22 protein-coding genes, 1 tRNA gene and 1 rRNA gene are annotated in these 21,895 nt (G+C 66.5%); 13 read left to right on the forward strand and 11 right to left on the reverse strand.

All coding sequences use genetic code 11. The annotated features are described in order from the left end of the window. Positions 1-29: 29 nt before the first annotated feature. Positions 30-368, reverse strand: coding sequence for a zinc ribbon domain-containing protein YjdM (locus AB3347_RS22475; RefSeq protein WP_369093941.1), 339 nt, complete (start codon positions 366-368; stop codon positions 30-32). A gap of 54 nt (positions 369-422) precedes the next feature. Beyond that, a tRNA-Phe gene (locus tag AB3347_RS22480) sits at positions 423-498 on the reverse strand. A 130-nt stretch (positions 499-628) separates the two neighbouring features. On the opposite strand from AB3347_RS22480, the gene AB3347_RS22485 reads away from it, so the two are divergent. From AB3347_RS22485 to AB3347_RS22515, 7 genes are all read left to right on the forward strand, one after another. Further along, positions 629-1,855 (forward strand): FAD-dependent monooxygenase, encoded by a 1,227-nt coding sequence (locus AB3347_RS22485; protein WP_369093942.1) that lies wholly within the window; start codon positions 629-631, stop codon positions 1,853-1,855. 32 nt (positions 1,856-1,887) lie between these two features. Beyond that, positions 1,888-2,607: a DsbC family protein gene (locus tag AB3347_RS22490; protein ID WP_369093943.1), complete on the forward strand. Its 720-nt coding sequence runs from the start codon at positions 1,888-1,890 to the stop codon at positions 2,605-2,607. 77 nt (positions 2,608-2,684) lie between these two features. Continuing rightward, positions 2,685-3,143 carry a (2Fe-2S)-binding protein gene (locus AB3347_RS22495; protein ID WP_369093944.1) on the forward strand — a complete coding sequence of 153 codons (459 nt, stop codon included), beginning with the start codon at positions 2,685-2,687 and terminating at the stop codon, positions 3,141-3,143. Between the two features lie 9 nt (positions 3,144-3,152). Continuing rightward, positions 3,153-5,384: a molybdopterin cofactor-binding domain-containing protein gene (locus AB3347_RS22500; protein ID WP_369093945.1), complete on the forward strand. Its 2,232-nt coding sequence runs from the start codon at positions 3,153-3,155 to the stop codon at positions 5,382-5,384. A gap of 4 nt (positions 5,385-5,388) precedes the next feature. Then, the gene (locus tag AB3347_RS22505; RefSeq protein WP_369093946.1) at positions 5,389-5,976 is read left to right on the forward strand and encodes an NTP transferase domain-containing protein; all 588 of its coding nucleotides are present in this window, start codon (positions 5,389-5,391) and stop codon (positions 5,974-5,976) included. Between the two features lie 83 nt (positions 5,977-6,059). Then, positions 6,060-7,889, forward strand: coding sequence for a M61 family metallopeptidase (locus AB3347_RS22510; protein WP_369093947.1), 1,830 nt, complete (start codon positions 6,060-6,062; stop codon positions 7,887-7,889). 137 nt (positions 7,890-8,026) lie between these two features. Continuing rightward, entirely contained in the window at positions 8,027-9,262 is a 1,236-nt protein-coding gene (locus AB3347_RS22515; protein ID WP_369093965.1) for an amidohydrolase, read from the forward strand. An 18-nt stretch (positions 9,263-9,280) separates the two neighbouring features. On the opposite strand, the gene AB3347_RS22520 is transcribed toward AB3347_RS22515, so the two are convergent. Beyond that, positions 9,281-9,781 (reverse strand): energy transducer TonB, encoded by a 501-nt coding sequence (locus AB3347_RS22520; RefSeq protein WP_369093948.1) that lies wholly within the window; start codon positions 9,779-9,781, stop codon positions 9,281-9,283. Here AB3347_RS22520 and AB3347_RS22525 point away from each other — a divergent pair. After that, positions 9,774-9,908: a hypothetical protein gene (locus AB3347_RS22525; RefSeq protein WP_369093949.1), complete on the forward strand. Its 135-nt coding sequence runs from the start codon at positions 9,774-9,776 to the stop codon at positions 9,906-9,908. The two genes, AB3347_RS22520 and AB3347_RS22525, sit on opposite strands and share 8 nt — an antisense overlap. A 76-nt stretch (positions 9,909-9,984) precedes the next feature. On the opposite strand, the gene trpC is transcribed toward AB3347_RS22525, so the two are convergent. The 6 genes from trpC to rpe form a co-directional block, all read right to left on the reverse strand. Further along, positions 9,985-10,785, reverse strand: a complete 801-nt coding sequence (gene trpC / locus AB3347_RS22530) for an indole-3-glycerol phosphate synthase TrpC (protein WP_369093950.1) — start codon at positions 10,783-10,785, stop codon at positions 9,985-9,987. A 32-nt stretch (positions 10,786-10,817) separates the two neighbouring features. Next, positions 10,818-11,855 carry an anthranilate phosphoribosyltransferase gene (gene trpD, locus AB3347_RS22535; protein WP_369093951.1) on the reverse strand — a complete coding sequence of 346 codons (1,038 nt, stop codon included), beginning with the start codon at positions 11,853-11,855 and terminating at the stop codon, positions 10,818-10,820. 117 nt (positions 11,856-11,972) lie between these two features. Further along, a complete protein-coding gene (locus AB3347_RS22540; protein WP_369093952.1) occupies positions 11,973-12,536 on the reverse strand; it encodes an aminodeoxychorismate/anthranilate synthase component II in 564 nt (187 codons plus the stop codon). Between the two features lies 1 nt (position 12,537). After that, positions 12,538-14,046: an anthranilate synthase component I gene (gene trpE, locus AB3347_RS22545; protein ID WP_369093953.1), complete on the reverse strand. Its 1,509-nt coding sequence runs from the start codon at positions 14,044-14,046 to the stop codon at positions 12,538-12,540. Between the two features lie 189 nt (positions 14,047-14,235). Next, a complete protein-coding gene (locus tag AB3347_RS22550) occupies positions 14,236-14,934 on the reverse strand; it encodes a phosphoglycolate phosphatase (protein WP_369093954.1) in 699 nt (232 codons plus the stop codon). Further along, positions 14,934-15,617 carry a ribulose-phosphate 3-epimerase gene (gene rpe / locus AB3347_RS22555; protein ID WP_369093955.1) on the reverse strand — a complete coding sequence of 228 codons (684 nt, stop codon included), beginning with the start codon at positions 15,615-15,617 and terminating at the stop codon, positions 14,934-14,936. The genes AB3347_RS22550 and rpe overlap by 1 nt, the downstream gene beginning before the upstream one ends. 169 nt (positions 15,618-15,786) lie before the next feature. Here rpe and apaG point away from each other — a divergent pair, with 169 nt between their 5' ends. Next, complete coding sequence (gene apaG, locus AB3347_RS22560; RefSeq protein ID WP_369093956.1) at positions 15,787-16,161, forward strand: Co2+/Mg2+ efflux protein ApaG; 375 nt, start codon at positions 15,787-15,789, stop codon at positions 16,159-16,161. Here apaG and AB3347_RS22565 read toward each other — a convergent pair whose 3' ends face one another. Continuing rightward, positions 16,162-16,299 (reverse strand): hypothetical protein, encoded by a 138-nt coding sequence (locus AB3347_RS22565; protein WP_369093957.1) that lies wholly within the window; start codon positions 16,297-16,299, stop codon positions 16,162-16,164. 18 nt (positions 16,300-16,317) lie between these two features. Here AB3347_RS22565 and AB3347_RS22570 point away from each other — a divergent pair, with 18 nt between their 5' ends. Then, positions 16,318-17,553, forward strand: a complete 1,236-nt coding sequence (locus AB3347_RS22570) for a murein transglycosylase A (RefSeq protein WP_369093958.1) — start codon at positions 16,318-16,320, stop codon at positions 17,551-17,553. 50 nt (positions 17,554-17,603) lie between these two features. Here AB3347_RS22570 and AB3347_RS22575 read toward each other — a convergent pair whose 3' ends face one another. Then, entirely contained in the window at positions 17,604-18,905 is a 1,302-nt protein-coding gene (locus AB3347_RS22575) for an MFS transporter (RefSeq protein ID WP_369093959.1), read from the reverse strand. Between the two features lie 92 nt (positions 18,906-18,997). Here AB3347_RS22575 and AB3347_RS22580 point away from each other — a divergent pair, with 92 nt between their 5' ends. The 3 genes from AB3347_RS22580 to AB3347_RS22590 form a co-directional block, all read left to right on the forward strand. Further along, positions 18,998-19,777, forward strand: a complete 780-nt coding sequence (locus tag AB3347_RS22580; protein WP_369093960.1) for an enoyl-CoA hydratase-related protein — start codon at positions 18,998-19,000, stop codon at positions 19,775-19,777. Between the two features lie 42 nt (positions 19,778-19,819). After that, a complete protein-coding gene (locus AB3347_RS22585) occupies positions 19,820-21,337 on the forward strand; it encodes a phospholipase D family protein (RefSeq protein ID WP_369093961.1) in 1,518 nt (505 codons plus the stop codon). A 448-nt stretch (positions 21,338-21,785) separates the two neighbouring features. After that, positions 21,786-21,895: ribosomal RNA gene (locus AB3347_RS22590) — 16S ribosomal RNA — on the forward strand; the annotation flags it as partial.

Below are 21,895 nucleotides of genomic sequence, written 5' to 3' on the forward strand. Positions count from 1 at the left end.
AGGCTGCATCGCATCCTGCCCGCCGTGGTTCAGCTCTTGCGCACGAATTCCGACTTCAGGCTCATGGCGCCGAAGCCGTCGATCTTGCAGTCGATATCGTGGTCGGCGTCGACCAGGCGGATGTTCTTGACCTTGGTGCCCTGCTTGATCACGCCGCCGGAACCCTTCGGCTTCAGGTCCTTGATGACGGTGACCGTGTCGCCATCCTGCAGGATGTTGCCGGAGGCATCGCGCCAGACCCGCGCCGCCTCGGCGGCTTCGGCCTGGACCGGCCACTCGTGGGCGCATTCGGGGCAAACGTACTGGCCGGTACCGTCTTCATAGGTGAGGGTGGACCGGCATTGGGGGCAGGGCGGCAGGGTATGCATGGGAGACCTTTGAAAACAAAAACGCCACCCGGAGGTGGCGTTTTTTCTTATTCTTGGTGGCCCGGGGCGGAATCGAACCACCGACACAAGGATTTTCAATCCTCTGCTCTACCAACTGAGCTACCAGGCCAAGAGAGGCATGATTATAGCCAGCGATTCTCATCCGCGCAAGTCCCCGCGCGCGTTCCCCCGCATCGCGAGGCCGGCGGCACGCCACAAGTGGTGGAGCACGCTGTTGACATCTCGCTATAATGTGTTTCATGACTACTACTACCACCATCGCCGCCCAGTACCGCAGCGACGTCTGCATCGTCGGCAATGGCGCCATCGCCAAGACCGCCGCCCTCGGTTTCGCCCAGTCGGGATACAGCGTCACCCTCCTGGTGCCGCCAGCGCGCCCTGCGCCGGAGACGCCCAGCTCCTCGGCTGCCGAAAAACCCTGGGACGTGCGCGTCTATGCCCTGAACCACACCGCCCACGACCTGCTGGCCTCGCTCAAGGTCTGGGGCGCCCTCGACCTGGCCCGGGTGCAGGCGGTCGATGCGATGGACATCCACGGCGATGGCCAGCAGGGCGGCAACCTCGGCTTCGACGCCTTCGGCGCCCACGTCGGCACGCTGGCCTGGATCGTCGAGGACAGCAACCTGAACGGCGCGCTGGACGCGGCGCTCAAGTTCGCCGCCAACGTCCAGCAGGTGGCAGGCTGCGCCTGCGACCTCAGCTGCAGCGAGCAGGGCGCGATGGTCGTGCTCGAAGACGGCACGAAGATCGCCTGCGAACTGGTGGTGGGGGCCGACGGCCGCGAATCCTGGGTGCGCGGGCAGTGCGACATCGGCGTCGACTACCGCATGTACCACCAGCGCGCCATCGTCACCAATTTTGCCTGCGACAAGCCGCACCACGGCGTCGCTTACCAGTGGTTTACCTGCGCCGACGGCATCATCGCGCTGCTGCCGCTGTCGGGCAAGCGCGTCTCGCTGGTGTGGTCGGCTCCGGAAACCCTGGCCGACACCGTGATGGAAGAGTCGCTCGGCGAACTGGCGATCCGCCTGGCCGAATACGCGGACGAAAAACTCGGCACCCTGCGCCCCCTGCAGCCGGAAGCGGTCAAGGCGGTGCCGCTGGCGCTGGTGCGCCCGCATTCGCTGGTGGCGCCGCGCGTCGCCCTGGTGGGTGACGCCGCCCACGCCGTCCACCCGCTGGCCGGCCACGGCATGAACCTGGGTTTCGGCGACATCGTCGACCTCCTGCAGGTGCTGCGCGAGCGCGAAGACCGGCGCGGCATCGCCGACGAGCGTGTGCTGGCGCGCTACGCCCGCAAGCGCAAGGAAGACGTGCTGCTCATGCAATGGGCAACCGACGGGCTCGAACGTTTGTTCGGCGCCAACCTTGAACCCCTACGCGTGGTCCGTAATTTCGGATTAAACTTGCTCGATAAATTGCCAGCAGTAAAGCGCCGCTTGATGGCGCATGCGATGGGCAAGTAACCGAGTATCAAGATCCCCTCTAAGGAATTGTCATGTTGAAAACGAAGGTCGCCGTCCTGCTGGCGACGGGCCTGCTTGCATCCTGCGTGGAAGCGCAGAACACCACCGAGGCGACCATCAAGAAGGCGCTCGAACCGCGCCTGGGCGGCGCCAAGATCGAATCGGTCCGCGAGACCCCCTACGGCGGCCTGTATGAAGTGCGTGTCGCCGGTGACATCCTGTACACCGACAAGAAGGGCGAGTACCTGTTCATCGGCCATGTCTACGACACCAAGACCTCGACCAACCTGACCCGCGCCCGCGTGGACGAGATCAACAAGATCAAGTTCTCCGACCTGCCGCTCGAGATGGCGCTCAAGCAGGTCAAGGGCAATGGCAAGCGCGTCATCGCCGTGTTCGAGGATCCGAACTGCGGCTACTGCAAGCGCCTGCGCCAGACCACGCTCAAGGAAATCGACAACGTCACGATCTATACCTTCATGTACAACATCCTGTCCGAGGATTCGTTCGTGAAGTCGAAGAACATCTGGTGCGCGCCGGACCGCGTCAAGGCCTGGGACGACTGGATGATCAACGGCAAGCTGCCGCCGACCGCGCCGGCCGCCTGCGAATCGCCGAACGACCAGATCGCGGCCCTCGGCCAGAAGCTGAAGATCCAGGGCACGCCGGCCATCTTCTTTACCGACGGTTCGCGCATTCCGGGCGCGATCGACCTGAAGGGGCTGGAAGCCAAGCTGCAGTCGCTGAAGTAAGCAAGTAAATAAAAGAGCGCCGGTGGCGCTCTTTTCGCAAAAAACCAATAACCACCTAGTCCAACAGGGAGCAGTCCATGGCCACCTTGAACATCAACGGGCGCGACCTCGAGGTCGACGCCGACCCGAGCACGCCCATCCTCTGGGCGCTGCGCGACCATCTCGACATGACCGGCACCAAGTTCGGCTGCGGCGCGGCGCTGTGCGGCGCCTGTACCGTGCACCTGGACGGCAACCCGATCCGCTCCTGCGTCACCCCGATCGCGGCGGCCCAAGGCCAAAAAATCACCACCATCGAAGCGATGGAAAACGACAAGGTCGGCAAGGCGGTGCAGGATGCCTGGGTCAAGCACGACGTGCCGCAATGCGGCTACTGCCAGAGCGGGCAGGTGATGAGCGCCGTGGCCCTGCTGCGCACCAACCAGCGCCCGAGCGACGCCGACATCGACAACGCGATGAGCGGCAACATCTGCCGCTGCGGCACCTACCAACGGATCCGCGCGGCCATCAAGGATGCCGCCAGGACCCTCGCCTGAGGAGCCGGCATGCGTACCGAATGGTTGAATGGCGCAGCTGCGGCTGTGCTCAAGGAAGGCGGTCCCGGACTGGCCTCGCGCCGCGTTTTCCTGAAAGCGGGCGCCGGCGCCACGGGCGGACTGGTGCTGGGCTTCTTCCTGCCCGCGGGTGGGCGCCTGGCGCAGGCCGGCGTTCCTCCCAAGGTGCAAGAGGCGCCGAATGCCTTCCTGCGCGTGGCGCCGGACAATACCGTCACCGTCATGGTCAACCGCCTCGAGTTCGGCCAGGGCGTGCATACCGCCTTGCCGATGCTGATCGCCGACGAACTGGATGCCGACTGGGCGCAGATGCGCGCCGAGCTCGCGCCGGCGGCCGATGTCTACAAGGACCCGGGCTTCGGCATGCAGATGACCGGCGGCTCGAGCTCGGTGCCGAATTCCTTCATCCGCTACCGCCAGATCGGCGCTACCGCGCGCAGCATGCTGGTGGCCGCCGCGGCCGCGCTGTGGAAGGTCGGTCCCGAGCAGTGCCGCACGGCGCGCGGCGTGGTGCACGGCCCGGCAGGCCAGAAGGCGAGCTACGGCTCGCTGGCCGAGGCGGCGATGCAGCTGCCGGTGCCGAATGAGGTCGTGCTGAAGCAGCCGAAGCAGTTCCGCTACATCGGCAAGCCGACGGGGCGCCTCGATGCCCGCGCCAAGTCCAGCGGCCGCCAGCAGTTCGGCATCGACTTCAAGCCGGAAGGCGGCAAGCTGGCCGTCGCCGTGGTGGCCCACCCGCCGGTCTTCGGCGGCAAGGTGGCGAAGTTCGATGCCGCCAAGGCCAGGGCAGTGCGCGGCGTGATCGACGTGCTGGAAGTGCCGCTCGACCGCGGCGGGCGCGGCGTGGCCGTGATCGCCGACGGCTACTGGCCCGCAAAGCAGGGCCGCGACCTGTTGCAGGTCGACTGGAAGCTCGATGGCCTCGGCAAGCCGAGCAGCGAGGCGCAGATGGCCGAGTTCATCGCCCTGTCGAAGACCCGCGGCGCCGTGGCGCGCAAGGCCAAGGCGCCGGCGCCGGGCAGCGCCACCAGGAAAATCTCGGCGGTTTACGAGTTCCCCTACCTCGCGCACGCGCCGATGGAGCCGATCAACTGCACGGTCGACCTCAAGGACGACAGCTGCAGCCTGTGGGTCGGCTCCCAGTTCCAGACCGGCGACCAGGCCGCCGCCGCCGCCGCGGCCGGCCTGAAGCCTGCGCAGGTGACCCTGCACACCATGATGGCGGGCGGCGGTTTCGGACGGCGCGCCGTGCCGACCTCGGACTTCGTGGTCGAGGCGGTGCATATCGCCAAGGCCTGGCGGGCGGCCGGCCACAGCGGACCGGTAAAGCTGGTCTGGAGCCGCGAGGACGACATCAAGGGCGGCTATTACCGTCCCTCGCACGTGCACCGCGCCGAGATCGGCCTGGAAGCCAAGGGCAGGATCCTGAGCTGGGATCACGTCATCGTCGGCCAGTCGATCGCCGCCGGCACCCCGTTCGAGGCCTTCATGATCAAGGACGGCGTGGACGCCACCATGGTCGAAGGCATGGGCGCGCCCTACGATGTGCCGATGAACCTGAGCGCGCACATCGCCAAGGCCAACGTCCCGGTGCTGTGGTGGCGCTCGGTCGGTTCGACCCACACGGCCTTCGTGATGGAGACCCTGATCGACGAAGCCGCCCACCTGGCCGGCGAAGACCCGGTGGCCTACCGCAAGCGCCTGATCGATCCGAAGCACAAGCGCCACCTCGCCGCGCTCGACCTCGCGGTTGCCAGGTCCGGCTACGGCAAGAAGACCTTGCCGAAAGGCCGCGCCTGGGGCGTGGCGGTGCATGAGTCCTTCGGCACCGTGGTCGCTTACGTGGTCGAAGCATCGGTGGTCGACGGCGTGCCGAAGCTGCACCGCGCGGTCGCCGGCGTGCACTGCAACCTGGCCGTCAATCCGCTCACCATCGAGGCCCAGATCCAGGGCGCCGCGCTGATGGGCCTGGGCATGACCCTGCCGGGCGCGCGCATCACGCTCAAGGATGGCGTGGTGGAGCAGCAGAACTTCGGCGACTACACGGTGGCGCGCATGACCGACATGCCGCAGGTCGAGGTGCACATCGTGCCCTCGGACGACCCGCCGACCGGCATCGGCGAGCCGGGCCTGCCGCCGCTGGCGCCGGCCTTTGCCAACGCCGTGTTCCGGCTGACCGGCAAGCGCCTGCGCAAGCTGCCGTTCGACCTGGCCTCGGCCTGACGCGATGTCGCCGCCGCGCACTTCCCTGACCGGCATCCTGCTGGCTGCCGGCCGCGGGCGTCGCTTCGATCCCGCGGGCGGCCGCAACAAGCTGCTCCAGCAGCTGCCCGGCGGCGATCAGGTGGTCGCCGCCAGCGCCCGCCTGCTTCTCTCCTGTGTGCCGCGTGTGGTCGCGGTCGTCCCGCCCGATGACGGCGGCGTGGCGGAGATCCTGCGCGCGCTCGGCTGCGAGATTACCGTGTGCCCCGACGCCGATACCGGCATGGGCGCCTCGCTGGTGCACGCCGTCCGCCATTCGCTGCCGGCCGAGGGCTGGCTGGTGGCGCTGGGCGACATGCCCTGGGTCGCGGCATCGACGCTGGCCGCGCTGGCCGCGGCGGTGGGCGCGGGCGCGGGCATCGCCGTGCCGGTGCACGAAGGGCGGCGCGGCAATCCGGTCGCGTTCGCGGTCTGCCATCGCGACGCCTTGCTGGCGCTGGGCGGCGACCAGGGCGCGCGCCGCCTGCTGCAGGCGCACCCGGTGCAGGAAGTGCCGGTGGACGACCCCGGCATCCTGCGCGACATCGATACGCCCGCGGACCTGCCGGCGTGACATATGCATGTCATTCTTTCCAGTCGTGATGGAATCCGATTACACTAGGGCTCATATTCCGGCCGCATGACCATCCAATCAATATGAAAAAACCTTCCTCCAAAAAGAAGCCAGGGCAGCCAGCCATCCTCTACACCATCGTTCCCAAGGACCTGGCCGGGCACCTGTTCAACGTCACGGTCACGGTCGCGGCCCCGGATCCGGAAGGACAGGTATTCGCGCTGCCGGCATGGATCCCGGGCAGCTACATGATCCGCGAGTTCGCCCGCAACATCGTGCGCATCCGCGCCGAGAGCGCAGGACAGGACGTGGCGCTGGTCAAACTGGACAAGCACAGCTGGCGCGCCGCGCGCGTCGACGGTCCGCTGACCCTGCACTACGAGGTGTACGCCTGGGATCTGTCGGTGCGCGCCGCCCACCTCGACCAGACCCACGGCTTCTTCAACGGCACCAGCGTGTTCCTGCGCGTGGCCGGCCAGGAGGCGCTCGCGCACCAGGTGGACATCCAGCGCCCCGGCGACCCGGCCGCCAGGAACTGGCGCGTCGCCACCGCGATGAAGGAACTGGGCGCCAAGCGCTACGGCTTCGGCACCTATGTCGCGGCCGACTACGACGAACTGATCGACCATCCGGTGGAGATGGGCGAGTTCGAGCTGGCCACTTTCAAGGCGCACGGCATCCCGCACGACATCGTCATCACCGGCCGCGTGCCGAACCTCGACATGGCGCGCCTGCAGGCTGACCTGAAAGCCATCTGCGAAACCCAGATCGCGTTCTTCGACCCGCAAGCGAAACGCGCGCCGATGGACCGCTACGTGTTCATGACCATGGCGGTCGGCGACGGCTATGGCGGCCTCGAACACCGCGCTTCGACGGCCCTGATCTGCGCCCGCGCCGACCTGCCGAGCCTGGCCACGCCCAAGAGCGCCGAACCGGGCGAGGGCTACCTGCGCTTCCTGGGCTTGTGCAGCCACGAGTACTTCCACACCTGGAACGTCAAGCGCATCAAGCCGGCCGTGTTCGCCCCCTACGACCTGCAGGTGGAGAACTACACGCCGCTGCTCTGGCTGTTCGAGGGCTTCACCAGCTACTACGACGACCTGTTGCTGGTACGCGCCGGGATCATCGGCGAAGCGACCTATCTTAAGCTGCTGTCCAAGACCGTCGGCGGCGTGCTGCGCGGCAGCGGCCGCCTGAAGCAGAGCGTGGCCGATTCCAGCTTCGACGCCTGGAGCAAGTATTACCGCCAGGACGAGAACTCGCCGAACGCGATCATCAGCTACTACACCAAGGGTTCGCTGATCGGCCTGGCCTTCGACCTGACCATCCGCGCCAAGACCAACGGCGCCAAATCGCTCGACGACGTGATGCTGGCGCTGTGGGAGCGCTTCGGGCGCGACTTCTACAACGGCGCCGGCCGCGGCGTGACGGAAAGCGAGGTCGAGGCGATCTTCGACGAGGTGGCCGGCACCCGCCTGCGCACCCAGTTCGAGCGCTGGGTGCGCGGCACCGAAGACCTGCCGCTGGCCAAGCTGTACGCACCCTTCGGCGTCAAGCTGGCCGACGAGCGCAAGGGCGGCAAGCCTTCGCTCGACGCCAGCATCGGTCGCGACCCGCTGGGCGGCAAGCTGAACCAGGTCCACGAAGGCGGCGCCGCGCACCGGGCCGGCCTGTCGGCGCTCGACGTGCTGATCGCGATCGATGGCCTGCGCGTGAACGGCAACCCGTCCAACGTGGATACCCTGCTGGGGCGCTACCGCGTGGGCGACAAGGTGACGGTGCATGCCTTCCGCCGCGACGAGCTGATGGCCTTCGACGTGACGTTGCAAGGCGACAAGGTGCCGACCATCACAGTGTCGCAGGCCGTCGCCGGCAAGAAGTCGACTGCGCTCAAGCGCCCCAGCGCCGTCTAAGGCCGTTCGTAGGGTGGACGGCGTTGCCGTCCGCGCGTTCAACCAGAATCCGCATTGAGGCTCATTTGAAAAACGCCCTGACCGCCGCCGTCCTCTCTCTCTGTACCGCATCCGCATCCGCCCAGCTCCCCGCACCGCTGAAAACCGACATCAGCACCCGCGTCAACGCCATCTATCCCTGGCTCGACACGGTGTACAAGGACCTGCACGCCAACCCCGAGATCGCCTTCCAGGAAGTGCGCACCGCCGGCAAGCTGGCCGCCGAAATGCGAAAACTCGGTTTCGAGGTGACGGAGAAGGTCGGCAAGACCGGCATCGTGGCGGTGCTGAAGAACGGCGCCGGTCCCACGGTGCTGGTGCGCACCGAGATGGACGGCCTGCCGATGGAAGAAAAGACCGGCCTGCCTTACGCCAGCCGCGCCAAGGCAGTGAGCAACGGCAGCGAAAGTTTTGTCGCCCACAGCTGCGGCCACGACGTGCACATGGCCGGCTGGCTCGGCGCCGCGCGCACCCTGGCCGACATGAAGGCGAAGTGGAAAGGCACGCTGGTGTTCATCGCCCAGCCGGCAGAAGAGATCGTGTCGGGCGCCAGGGCCATGCTCGACGACGGCCTGTTCAAGCGCTTCCCCAAGCCCGACTACGCTTTTGCCCTGCATTCCTGGCCGCTGGCTTACGGCACGGTGGGCTTCAACGATGGCCCGGTGTCGTCGAATTCGGATGCGATCGAGATCGTGTTCAAGGGCCGCGGCGGCCACGGCTCGGCGCCTGACAAGTCGCTCGACCCGATCACGATCGCCGCGCGCTTCGTGGTCGACGTGCAGACCGTGGTCAGCCGCGAGAAGGATCCGAAGGAATTCGGCGTGGTGACGATCGGCGCGATCCAGGGCGGCACGGTCGGCAACATCATTCCGGACAATGTGCAGGTGCGCGGCACCATCCGTTCCTACAGCCCGGCCGTGCGCGCCAGGCTGCTCGAGGGCGTGCGTCGCGTCGCCAACGCCTCCGCCGCCATGGCCGGTGCGCCGGCGCCCGACGTCCAGCTGATCAGCGGCGGCGCCGCCATCGTCAACAGCGAAGCGCTGGTGGCGAAGACCGAAGCCGTGTTCAAGGACGCCTTCGGCCCCGCCAACGCCCAGCGCATGCCGGCCATGACCGCCAGCGAAGACTTCTCGCTGTTCGTCAACGAGGGCATCCCGTCGATGTTCTTCTTCACCGGCGTCTACGACCCGAAAGCGGTTGCCGAAGCCGAACGCGAAGGCGGCAAGCCGATCGCCTTCAACCATTCGCCGTTCTACGCACCGGTACCGGAGCCGTCGATCAAGACGGCCGCGCAGGCGATGAGCCTGGCGGTGCTGAACGTGCTGGGCCGCTGAGCGGCCCCACCGGTCCCCTTACTGCGGACCCGCCAGCGTACGTAGCTGGAAACGGTAGTCGCGGTCGAACAGGAAGGTTTCGGAGAAGGTCATCGCGCTGCTGTTCGCCGCGAGCAGACCATGGGGGCGCGGCAGCGGGCCGCTGCGCAGCATCGAGGCCAGCGCCACCCGCGCGGCGTCCGGGTCGCGCGCGCGCTGCACCTGCACGTCGGTCAGCCGGCCGTCCCTGTCTACCGTAATGTTGACCACCACGATGGCCGGCAGCATGGGCGGCAGCGGGCCGCTGAAGCTGTGCCCGGCATTGCGCGCCAGGATGTGGCGCGCCACATCGGCCTTGTAGGCCTCGAGGGTGAGGGAAGGCGGCGGGGACGGAGCGGGCGTCGGCGCGCGGTCGATGGCAATCGTGCTGCGCTCGTCGACGGGAACCGCTGGCGGGGGAGAAGCGCATCCGCACAGGATCGCCAGCAGCGCCGCCGGCACAATGGAGTCAAGCGCTTGACTGCGAAGAGAAATGTTCATGGTGGATGAAAAAGCGTCGCAGGTTGGCGCCTCGGGGGCGCTTGGCTTCGACGCTGCTCATCATCCGGAGTTCCGCTGGGGTGCGCCAGCGGTGACGGCTGTACAGTTGCTTGCCACGACCACGTGAACGCGCTGCCGGCTTGCGCACCCCGTTCCGGCAAAGGCCGGAACCCAGGTTCGGCAGGCAGGCGATGGCGTTTGCGCTAGCCGAACAGCCTCTGCAGTTCCACGCCCGGTTCGGGCGCGCGCATGAAGGCTTCGCCGACCAGGAAGGCGTGCACGTCGGCCTCGCGCATCCGCTTCACGTCTGCCGGCCCCATGATGCCCGACTCGGTCACCACCAGGCGTTCCGCCGGAATCCGCGGCAACAGCCCAAGGGTGGTGTCCAGCGACACCTCGAAGGTGCGCAGGTTGCGGTTGTTGATGCCCAGCAGCGGCGTCTTGAGCTTCAGCGCCGCCGTCAGTTCGTCGCCGTCGTGCACCTCGACCAGCACGTCCATGCCGAGGTCTATCGCGCAGGCTTCCAGTTCCGCCATCAGGCCGTGGTCCAGCGCCGACACGATCAGGAGGATGGCGTCCGCCCCCATCGCGCGCGCCTCGTATACCTGGTAGTGGTCGACGATGAAGTCCTTGCGGATCACCGGCAGCGTGCAGGCGGCGCGCGCCTGGCGCAGGTAGTCCACCGAGCCCTGGAAGAATTGCACGTCGGTCAGCACCGACAGGCAGGCCGCGCCGTGTTCGGCGTAGCTTTGCGCGATCGCCGCCGGCTGGAAGTCCGGCCGCAGCACGCCCTTCGACGGCGAGGCCTTCTTCACTTCCGCGATGATGCCGGCTCGGCCGGCGGCGATGTTCTTGCGCAGGCTGTTTTCGAAGCCGCGGATGGCGCGCCGTGCTTCCAGGTCGCTTTCCACCTCGCGGCGCAGGCTGGCTAGGTCGCGCTGCTTCTTGGCGGCGGCCACTTCGTCGGCCTTCACGGCCAGGATCTTGTTCAGGATATCGGACATAGGAATCTCAATGGGTTCGCCGGCAGGCTTGCTCAGGCCTGGCCGCCGAGCTGGCGGGTGACGGCGACGAACTGCTCGAGCTTGGCCAGGGCCGCGCCGGAGGCGATCGTCGCCCGCGCTGTTGCCAGGCCTGCCTCGATCGACGGCGCCACGCCGGCCGCATACAGCGCGGTGCCGGCATTGAGCGCCACGATGTCGGTGGCCGGACCGGGCTCGCCGCGCAGCGCTTCCATCACGCGCTCTTTCGACTCCGCGGTGTTGGCCACCTTCAGGTTGCGGCTCGAGATCATCGCCAGGCCATAGTCTTCCGGATGGATCTCGTACTCGCGGATCTCGCCGTCGACGAGTTCGCCGACCAGGGTGCCGGCGCCGAGCGAGACTTCGTCCATGTTGTCGCGGCCCCACACCACCATCGCATGCTGGGCGCCGAGGCGCTGCAGCACGCGCACCTGGATGCCGACCAGGTCGGGGTGGAACACGCCCATCAGGATGTTCGGTGCGCCGGCCGGATTGGTCAGCGGGCCGAGGATGTTGAAGATGCTGCGCACGCCCAGCTCTCGGCGCACCGGCGCCACGTGCTTCATGGCGGCGTGGTGGTTGGGCGCGAACATGAAACCGATGCCGGTCTGCGCGATCGATTGGGCGATTTGTTCGGGCTTGAGGTCGATGTGGGCGCCGAGCGACTCGATCAGGTCGGCGCTGCCCGAGGACGAGGACACGCTGCGGCCGCCGTGCTTGGCCACGCGCGCGCCGGCGGCGGCGGCCACGAACATCGCCGCGCTCGAGATGTTGAAGGTGTTGGCGCCGTCGCCGCCCGTGCCGACGATGTCGAGCAGGTTGGTGGTGTCGGCCATCGGCACCTTGGTCGAGAATTCGCGCATCACCTGGGCGGCGGCGGTGATCTCGCCGATGGTTTCCTTCTTCACGCGCAGGCCCATGGTCAGCGCCGCGACCATGGTCGTCGACATCTCGCCCGACATGATCTGGCGGAACAGGTGCAGCATTTCGTCGTGGAAGATTTCGCGGTGTTCGATGCAGCGCAGCAGCGCTTCTTGTGGGGTGATCGGCATGGCGGGTCCAGTATGTAAAGTCGTTTGCGTAACGCTCCGTCCGCACCTTGGCCCGTCGTTCCGGCGAAGGCCGGAACGACGGTCTCGAGGACAGTGGTCTAGGCGAGGGGCGCTATCTCAGCGCTCGAGAAAATTCTTGAACAGCGCATGCCCGTGCTCCGACAGGATCGACTCCGGATGGAACTGCACGCCTTCGATGTCGTACTCCTTGTGGCGCACGCCCATGATTTCGCCGTCGTCGGTCCAGGCCGTCACTTCCAGGCAGTCCGGCAGCGAAGCGCGCTCGATCGCCAGCGAGTGGTAGCGGATCACGGTGAAGGGACTCGGCAGTCCCTTGAACACGCCTTCGCCGGTGTGGGCGATGAGCGAGGTCTTGCCGTGCATGACCTGCTTGGCGCGGATCACCTTGCCGCCGAAGGCTTCTCCGATGGCCTGGTGGCCGAGGCATACGCCGAGGATCGGCAGCTTGCCCTTGAATTCGCGCAGGATGTCGAGCGAGATGCCGGCATCCTTGGGCGCCTTCGGTCCCGGCGAGATGCAGATGCGGTCGGGCGCCATCGCTTCGATATCTTTCAAAGTGATTTCGTCGTTGCGCACGGTGCGGACAATCTCGCCCAGTTCGCCCAGGTACTGGACGATGTTGTAGGTGAACGAGTCGTAGTTGTCGATCATGAGCAGCATGTCAGAACTCCCCATCCAGGCCGTCTTGCACCTGTTCGGCCGCGCGCAGCACGGCGCGCGCCTTGTTTTCCGTTTCCTGCCATTCCATCTCGGGGATGGAGTCGGCCACGATGCCGGCCGCGGCCTGCACGTACAGATTGCCGTCCTTGATCACGCCGGTGCGGATCGCGATCGCCACGTCCATCTCGCCGCCGAAGGACAGATAACCGCAGGCGCCGCCGTAGATGCCGCGCTTCACGGGCTCCAGCTCATCGATCACTTCCATGGCGCGCACCTTGGGCGCGCCGGTGAGCGTCCCGGCCGGGAAGGTGGCGCGCAGCACGTCGAGGTTCGACATGCCGTCTTTCAGCTTGCCTTCCACGTTCGAGACGATGTGCTGCACGTGCGAGTATTTTTCGATGACCATGCGGTCGGTGACCTTGACGCTGCCGGTCTGCGCGATGCGGCCGATGTCGTTGCGCGCCAGGTCGATCAGCATCACGTGCTCGGCGATCTCCTTCGGGTCGGCCAGCAGTTCGGCCGCCAGTTCGGTGTCGCGTTCCGGCGTCGCGCCGCGCGGACGGGTGCCGGCGATCGGGCGCAGCGTGACTTTCTTGCCGCCCTCATCGCCAACACCTTGCAGGGATTCGTTACGCACCAGGATCTCCGGCGAAGCGCCGACGATCTGCATGTCGCCGAAGTTGTAGTAGTACATGTAGGGCGACGGGTTCAGCGAGCGCAGCGAGCGATACAGCGACAGCGGCGAATCCACGTAGGGCTTGCGGATGCGCTGGCCGATCTGCACCTGCATCAGGTCGCCCGCCATCACGTATTCGTGGGCCTTGGCCACCGCTTTCAGATAATCTTCCTTGCTGAAGTCGCGCACCGCCTCGGTACGCACCGAGCTGGAAGTCACCGGCGCATCGACGCTCCGGCGCAGCATCACGCGCAGGTCCTTCAGGCGCTGGCGGGCCTTCGCATAGGCTTCCGGCTGGGCCGGATCGGCGTAGACGATGAGGTAGAGCTTGCCCGACAGGTTGTCGATCACCGCCAGTTCTTCGGTCAGCAGCAGCTGGATATCTGGCAGTCCCAGTTCGTCGCGCGGGCAGCTGTTCTCCAGCTTGCGCTCGATGTGGCGTACGGTGTCGTAGCCGAAGTAGCCGGCCAGGCCGCCGCAGAAGCGCGGCATGCCGGGGCGCAGGGCCACCTTGAAGCGTCCTTGGTACTGTTCGATGAATTCGAGCGGATTGCCCTCGAAGGTCTCGATCACTTCGCCGTGCTTCACCACTTCGGTGTGCTTGCCGCTGTTGCGGATCAGGGTCGAAGCGGGCAGGCCGATGAAGGAATAGCGGCCGAAGCGCTCGCCGCCGACGACCGACTCCAGCAGGAAGGTGTTCTTGCCGGCCTGCTGGGACTGGGCCAGCTTGAGGTAGAGCGTCAGCGGAGTCTCTAAATCGGCGAAGGCTTCCGCGATCAGGGGGATGCGGTTGTAGCCCTGGTTGGCCAGCGAGCGGAATTCGAGTTCGGTCATGCTTTTCTCCAGACCGCCCAGAAGAGGGAAGGGCGGTGGTTCACTTCAAAAAACCTGTCGGACAAGAATAGCCGACAGCAATCGAGACGGGTCAGTTAGCCCAGGATTGCCAGCGTCGCCACAGCCAGGCCTCAAGGGCGCCGGTCTGGTTGACAGTGTGTTTTTTGGTGAAAAACATGTATAGATAACTTACGTTGCGGTGTGGTTATGCGCAGATATCTGCTTCGCTGCTTCTAGCAGCGAACTCACTATACCATCAGAATTAATTTCTTGTATAGGCCGTCCGTGGTTATAACCATATGGCACGGTGAGCACAAAGCAGCCCGCCGCACGCGCCGCTTCGGCGTCGTTGGACGAGTCGCCGATGGCGACGATCTGCATCGGCGCCAGGTCGAAGGCGCTGCAAACGCCCAGCAGCGGCATCGGGTCCGGCTTCTTTTTCGGGAAGGAGTCGCCGCCGTAGACCAGCTCGAACCACGGCGCCAATCCTTTTTGCGCCAGCAGCGGCGTGGTGAAGGCGATCGGCTTGTTGGTGACGCAGGCCAGGCGCAGGCCCTGTTCCTTCATTGCGGCAAGGCCTTCGAGCACGCCGGCGAACAGCGTGCTGCGTTCGCCGTTGACGGCGAGGTAGTGGCGCTGGTAGCCGGCCAGGGCCTCGTCGAACATGGCGTCCACGCGCGCCGCATCCCAGTCGAGCAGCAGGGCGTCGCGCACCAGTTTTTCGGAACCCTTGCCGACCAGCCGCTTGATGGTGTCCTGCGTGATAGGCGCGAGCCCGAACTCGGCGCGCATGCCGTTCAGGGCCGCCTCGAAGTCGGGCACCGTGTCGAGCATGGTGCCGTCCAGGTCGATGATGGCGGCCCGGATGCTTGCTGCGCCGGCCCGCATTATTTGGCCACTGAGTTGCCGACTTTTGCCAGTTCGCCGCGCATCGCGTCGATCACGGCCTTGTAGTCCGGCTTGCCGAAGATGGCCGAACCGGCCACGAAGGTGTCGGCGCCCGCGGCGGCCGCTTCGGCGATGTTGTCGGCCTTGATGCCGCCGTCGACCTCGAGCATGATGTCGCGGCCCGATTCGTCGATCATGCGGCGCGCCATGGCGATCTTCTTGAGTGCCTGCGGGATGAAGGACTGGCCGCCGAAGCCCGGGTTCACCGACATGATCAGGATCATGTCGATCTTGTCCATCACGTGCTCGAGGTAGTGCAGCGGGGTGTGCGGATTGAACACCAGTCCGGCCTTGCAGCCGTTATCGCGGATCAGCTGCAGGGTGCGGTCGATGTGTTCCGAGGCTTCCGGGTGGAAGGTGATGATGTTCGCGCCGGCCTTGGCGAAGTCCGGGATGATGCGGTCGACCGGCTTGACCATCAGGTGCACGTCGATCGGCACCTGCACGTGCGGGCGGATGGCCTGGCACACCAGCGGGCCGATGGTCAGGTTCGGGACGTAGTGGTTGTCCATCACGTCGAAGTGGATGATGTCGGCGCCGGCGGCGACGACGTTGCGCACTTCCTCGCCCAGGCGGGCGAAATCGGCGGACAGGATGCTGGGGGCGATGCGGTAGGTGGTCATGGGCGCTCGTGCAGGTATCGTGCAGGTAAAAAGGAATCCGCTATTTTACGCTGATGAAGCGCATGCCCGCTGCGCTCGCGGCGACCGCGAATGGCGCTGCGCGGTATGATTGTCGTTTGCGCCATACATGGCGCTCCCGCCAATATTGACGATCACGCAAGGAATCCCCATGCCCGCCTATGAATTCGCTGTCAAGGTCAGGACCCAGTACCTGCCGGAACAGTCCAACCCGGAACGGGACCAGTTCGTGTTCAGCTACACCATCACGATCCAGAACACCGGCAGCGTTGCCGCCCAGCTGATCTCGCGCCATTGGGTGATCACCGACGCCGCCAACCAGACCCAGGAAGTGCGCGGCCTCGGCGTGGTCGGCCACCAGCCGCTGCTGCAGCCGGGCCAGCAGTTCGAGTACACCAGCGGCACCCAGGTGGGGACGGCGCAGGGCTCGATGCGCGGCGAATACTTCTGCGTGGCCGAGGACGGCCACCGCTTCGAGGTGCCGATCCCCGAGTTCGTGCTGGCCCAGCCGGGCGCGCTGCACTGATTATCGTTCGCCGCTGTCCCGCTCTTTTTGCGCGGGCTCGTCGCGCGGCACGTCCTTGCGGCCGGCGAACATCGTCCACCAGACGATAAAGACGAGCAGGAACAGCGCCACGCCGGCTTCCACCATCAAGATCCACATATCGGTACTCGCCTCCTTATGTTATCGACACGCCGCAGTGTAACCGCTTCGCTTGCCCTCGTCGCCTTGTTGGCGGCCTGTTCGACCACCCCGCCGCAGCCGCCCGCGCCGGTGCGCATGCCGCCGCCGGTCGGCCCGGTCTACGTACCGCCCGTCCAGCCGGCGCCGCCTGCCCAGCCGGCCCAGCCCGTCCCGCCCGCGCCCCTCATGACGCCGACCAGCTTCAGCGCCTTGCCGGGCTGGGAACAGGACGAGCTGCGCCCGGCCTGGCCGGCCTTCCTGCAATCCTGCCGGGGCCTGGCCAGCAAGCTCGAGTGGAAAACGGTGTGCGCCGCGGCGCGCGCAATCGACGCCCCCGATTCGGCCGCGGTGCGCAGCTTCTTCGAGACCTGGTTCGTGCCGAACCTGGTGCGCGCCGCCGACGGCGCCGACACCGGCCTGATCACCGGCTACTACGAGGCCATGCTGTACGGCTCCCGCAAGCGCGCCGGCGCCTACCAGACGCCGCTCTACCGGGTGCCTGACGACCTGCTCACGGTCGACCTGGGCAGCGTCTATCCGCAGCTCAAGGGCATGCGCCTGCGCGGGCGCCTGTCGGGCAAGACCGTGGTCCCGTACAGCAGCCGCGCGGAGATCGCGCGCGCCCCCTTCGCAGGCAAGGAACTGCTATGGGTGAACGATCCGGTCGAGGCCTTCTTCCTCGAGGTGCAGGGCTCGGGCCGGGTGCAGCTGGACAGCGGCGAGACCGTGCGCGTGGCCTACGCCGACCAGAACGGTCATCCGTACAAGGCGATCGGCCGCTGGCTGGTGGAGCAGGGCGAGCTTACCGCGGAGCAGGCCACCGCCCAGGGCATCCGCGCCTGGATCGCTGCAAATCCGGGGCGCCGCCAGGAGCTGTTCAACGTCAATCCCAGCTATATCTTCTTCCGCGAAGAGAAGCTGCCCGATCCTTCGCTCGGCCCGAAGGGCGCGCTGGGCGTGCCGCTCACGCCCGGCCGTTCGGTGGCGATCGACCCGTCCTTCATTCCGCTCGGGGCGCCGCTGTTCCTGTCGACGACCGAAGCCGGCAGCGAAGTGCCGATGCAGCGCCTGATGATGGCGCAGGACACCGGCGGCGCGATCCGGGGCGCGGTGCGGGCCGACTTCTTCTACGGCTTCGGGCCGGATGCGATGGACCGGGCCGGCAAGATGAAGCAGCGCGGCACGATCTGGGTCCTGCTGCCCAAACCAGCCGCGGAGCAGGCCGCGCGCTAGGGCGTGGCGCAGGCAGCGCTCCCGCCGGGTGCGTCCTGGCTGGGCGCTCGTCAGTCCTTCACGTGGCGCAGTCGCGTGCCGGACACCCCGGCGACGGCCAGGACCAGGGCGCCGGCTGCGATGCAGCCCAGGCCCGTGCGCACGCCCAGGCCTTCTCCCAGCCCGCCGGCCAGCAGGGCGCCGAGCGGCGCGGCGGCGACCGTGAGCGCGCGCATGGTCGCCACCATCCGGCCCAGCACCGCGTCCGGCGTCACGCGCTGGCGCAGGGCGATGTAGGGCACGAAGAACAGCGTGGCGCCGCAGTCGATCCAGAACACCACGATGGCGTAGGCCGCCACGGTCCATGCCGGGCTGCCGAACAGCGAGGCCGGGATCGCCGGTACCAGGGCGAAGCCGAGCGCCGATACGACCAGGCCGACCAGGATGCCGCCACCGGTGCCGAAGCGTCTCGACAAGGGCTTGACCAGCAGCGAAGCCGCCAGCACGCCCAGGCCGCCGAGCATGTTGGCCAGCCCCATGGTCCCGGGCGTCATGCCGAGCACGCGGGTGGCGAAGAGTACGTGCAGGGCGGTATAGCCATAAAAGAGCAGGTGCCAGCAGGCCGACACCCAGGCCAGGGTGCGCAGCAGCGGCTGGTTCCATACGAAAGCGAGGCCTTCCTGGATGTCGCGCAGCGGATGCGCGTGCGAGGGCGGCGGCTGCGGTTCGCGCGCGCGGATGCGGCGCAGGTTGAGCAGCGAGACGACGAAGCCGGCCACGTTGCACAGGATGGCGATCGGGGCGCCCAGCAGCTGGATCAGCCCGCCCGCCATGCCGGGGCCGACCACGCGCGCGGCCGATTCCGTGGCCGCGAACTTCGACTGGGCGTCGACCAGGCCGTCGCGCCCGACCAGGAAGGTCAGGAACACCTGCTCCGCGCTGCCGCCCACCACATGGCCGGCGCCGATCACGAAGCCCACCGCGTACAGCCAGTGGATGCTGAGCATGTCGAGCCACCAGGCCAGCGGCACGGTGGCCAGCGCGGTCGCCACCACGGCATCGCTGCACATCATGACCGGCAGGCGGCGGCTGCGGTCCAGCAGCACGCCCGAGGGCAAGCCGAACAGCAGGAAGGGCAGGGATTCGAAGGCGGCCAGGGTGCCCATCTGGGCCGGCGTGGCATGCAGCATCAGGACCGCGCAGATCGGCAGGGCCAGCAGGGTGATCTGGGCGCCGAAGTGGGCCAGGATGCTGCTGAACCAGAAACGGCGGAAGTCGGCCTTGCGCATCACCGATTCGGCGGGAATGCGCTGCCGGATCCAGTTGGCGACGAAGGGAGGAATGGTGATCTCGCACAGAATATTGCTGAACAAATAATCATACCGTGTTTGCCGGCGCGCGAGACGCTACAATCCGGACAATCCGTCAAGCTCTACTCCGTCCAAGCTCACAAAAGGAATGTCACATGGAATATGCAGATCTGCTGATCGAAAACCACGGCAAGGTCGTCGTGATCCGCTTGAACCGTCCGAAGGCGATGAATGCGCTGAACGACAACATGATGAACGAACTGGGTGACGCGCTCCACAGATTCGACGCCGATCCGGCGGTCAACGTCATCGTCCTGACCGGCAGCGACAAGGTCTTTGCCGCCGGCGCCGACATCGCGGCCATGGCGAACTACACCTATGCGGTGGACACCTATCCGGGCAACTACATCGGCCGCAACTGGGAACACATCCTGAACATCCGCAAGCCGGTGATCGGCGTGGTGTCGGGCTACTGCCTGGGCGGCGGCTGCGAACTGGCCATGATGTGCGACTTCCTGGTCGCGTCGGAGAGCGCCAAGTTCGGCCAGCCGGAAATCAAGGTCGGTGTGACTCCGGGCGCCGGCGGCACCCAGCGCCTGCCGCGCGCGATCTCGAAATCCAAGGCGATGGACATGCTGCTGACCACCCGCATGATCGACGCTGCGGAAGCCGAGCGCACCGGTCTGGTGTCGCGCGTCTACCCAGTGGAGAGCGTGATGGAAGAGGCGATCAAGATCGCCCAGGGCATCGCCGAGATGCCGGTGTCGGTGGCCATGCAGATCAAGGATTGCGTCAACCAGGCCTACCAGATGCCGCTGACCGAAGGCGTGCGCTACGAGCGCCGCTACTTCCACGCCGGCTTCGGCACCCCTGCGCAAAAAGAGGGCATGTCGGCCTTCCTCGAGAAGCGCAAGCCGAACTTCGAAGGGATGTAAGCCATGCGCGCGGCGCTACGTCGTGGCGCGGCGGCGCTCGCGATGCTCGTCGCCGTCGCCGTGGCGGCCTACGGCTGCACGGCGCTGCCGCCGCCGGGCCAGCGCACCATTTCGGTGGCGCTGGAGAACACCGGCGGCACCCGGCTGGGGCAGGCGATCGCGCCGCTCGCCGCTGCCCACCCGGGCCTGTCCGGCATCCATCCCCTGATCGACGGGCGCGATGCCTTCGTGGCGCGCGTGCTGCTCGCCGGCAGCGCGCAGCGCAGTCTCGACGTCCAGTACTATATATGGCGCGACGATCTCACCGGCACCCTGATGCTGGATGCCTTGCGCAGTGCCGCCGCCCGCGGCGTGCGCGTCCGCCTGCTCCTCGACGACAACAATACCGCCGGACTCGACCCGGGCCTGGCAGCCCTCGACCGCGAGCCGAACGTCGAGGTGCGCCTGTTCAATCCCTTCGCCATGCGGCGCTGGCGCATGCTGGGTTACCTGACCGAGTTCGGCCGGCTGAACCGACGCATGCACAACAAGTCCTTCACGGCCGACAACCAGGCGACCATCGTCGGCGGACGCAATATCGGCGACGAATACTTTGGCGCAGCGGGCGACATGCTGTTCGTCGACCTGGACGTGCTGGCGGTGGGACCGGCGGTGCGCGCCGTGTCGCAGGACTTCGACCGCTACTGGAACAGCGCGTCCGCCTATCCGATCGCGGCACTGGTCGATTCCGCCGACGTCCGGGCTCCCGGCGCATTGGCCGCACGCGCAGCCGCGCTGCGCGAACAGGCCGCAGCGCAGCGCTACCGCGATGCGTTACGCAACTCGCCCTTCGTCGAGCAGCTGACGCAGGGCCGCTTGCCGTTGGAATGGAGTGTCGCCCGGCTTGTCAGCGACGATCCGGCCAAAGTCCTGGGCAAGGCCGATCCGGACGAGCGCATGGCCGTCGGCCTGCGCAAACTGCTGGGCGAACCGAAGCGGCAGCTCGACCTGGTGTCTCCTTATTTCGTCCCCAGCCCGGATGCGGCGCAGGCGCTCGGCGCGATCGCCCGCAAGGGCGTACAGGTGCGCGTGCTGACCAACTCGCTGGAAGCGACCGATGTCGCGGCGGTACACGCCGGCTACGCCAAGTGGCGGCGCGACCTGATCGCCGCGGGCGTCACGCTGTTCGAACTGCGCCGCAGCTGGGGCCCGGAACTGCCGCACACGGGGAAGGGGCGCTTCGGCAGTTCCGCATCCAGCCTGCACGCCAAGACCTTCGGCGTCGACGGGCGCAGCGTGTATGTCGGCTCCTTCAATATGGACCGGCGCTCGATCGACCTGAATACCGAGATGGGCCTGGTGATCGACAGCGCCCAGCTGGCCAACCAGCTCGACCGGACGCTCGACGAGGACATGCCGGCGCGGGCCTACGAGGTTCGCCTCGATGCCGACGGCAAGTTGTACTGGATCGAACGTGCCGAGGGCAAGCTGCTGCGGCACGACCAGGAACCGGGCACCACCATCTGGCAGCGCGCGGGAGTGCGCTTGCTGTCCTTCCTCCCGATCGACTGGCTGCTGTAAAAAGTTTTCGGGAGGGCTTGCGGGATGCCCCGCCGGTTTGCTATAGTTCGCCTCCGCTTCGGGAGCGCTGCAAAGCGCGGAACGAAAAAGCTCAACGAAATCAGTTGGTTAAGTTGACAAGTTCCACAGAGAAATCTGAAACGAAGCGAACGAGGGGTTGACGAGAAACGCGAAACACTGCATAATCTCACTTCTCTGCTGCTGACGAACACAACGCTTCGTACGGTGCAGCAAGGTAGTACAGAACAAGAGTTCTTTAACAATCAACAGTCGATAAGTGTGGGCGTTTGATGAAGGTGCCGGCTGGCTTAGGTCAGCTGCATACTTAAATTATCAAATGTTCACAAGAAATAAACGTAAATCTTCGAAAGAAGGTTTCGTCAGTATTTTGAGTGAGCGACTCCGCTAGCGATAGCGGATGACTCGAAAGAGTCAACAAACAGAGATTGAACTGAAGAGTTTGATCCTGGCTCAGATTGAACGCTGGCGGCATGCTTTACACATGCAAGTCGAACGGCAGCGCGGGGCAACCTGGCGGCGAGTGGCGAACGGGTGAGT

Source organism: Massilia sp. X63 (assembly GCF_041023745.1).
Classification (GTDB): domain Bacteria; phylum Pseudomonadota; class Gammaproteobacteria; order Burkholderiales; family Burkholderiaceae_D; genus Telluria.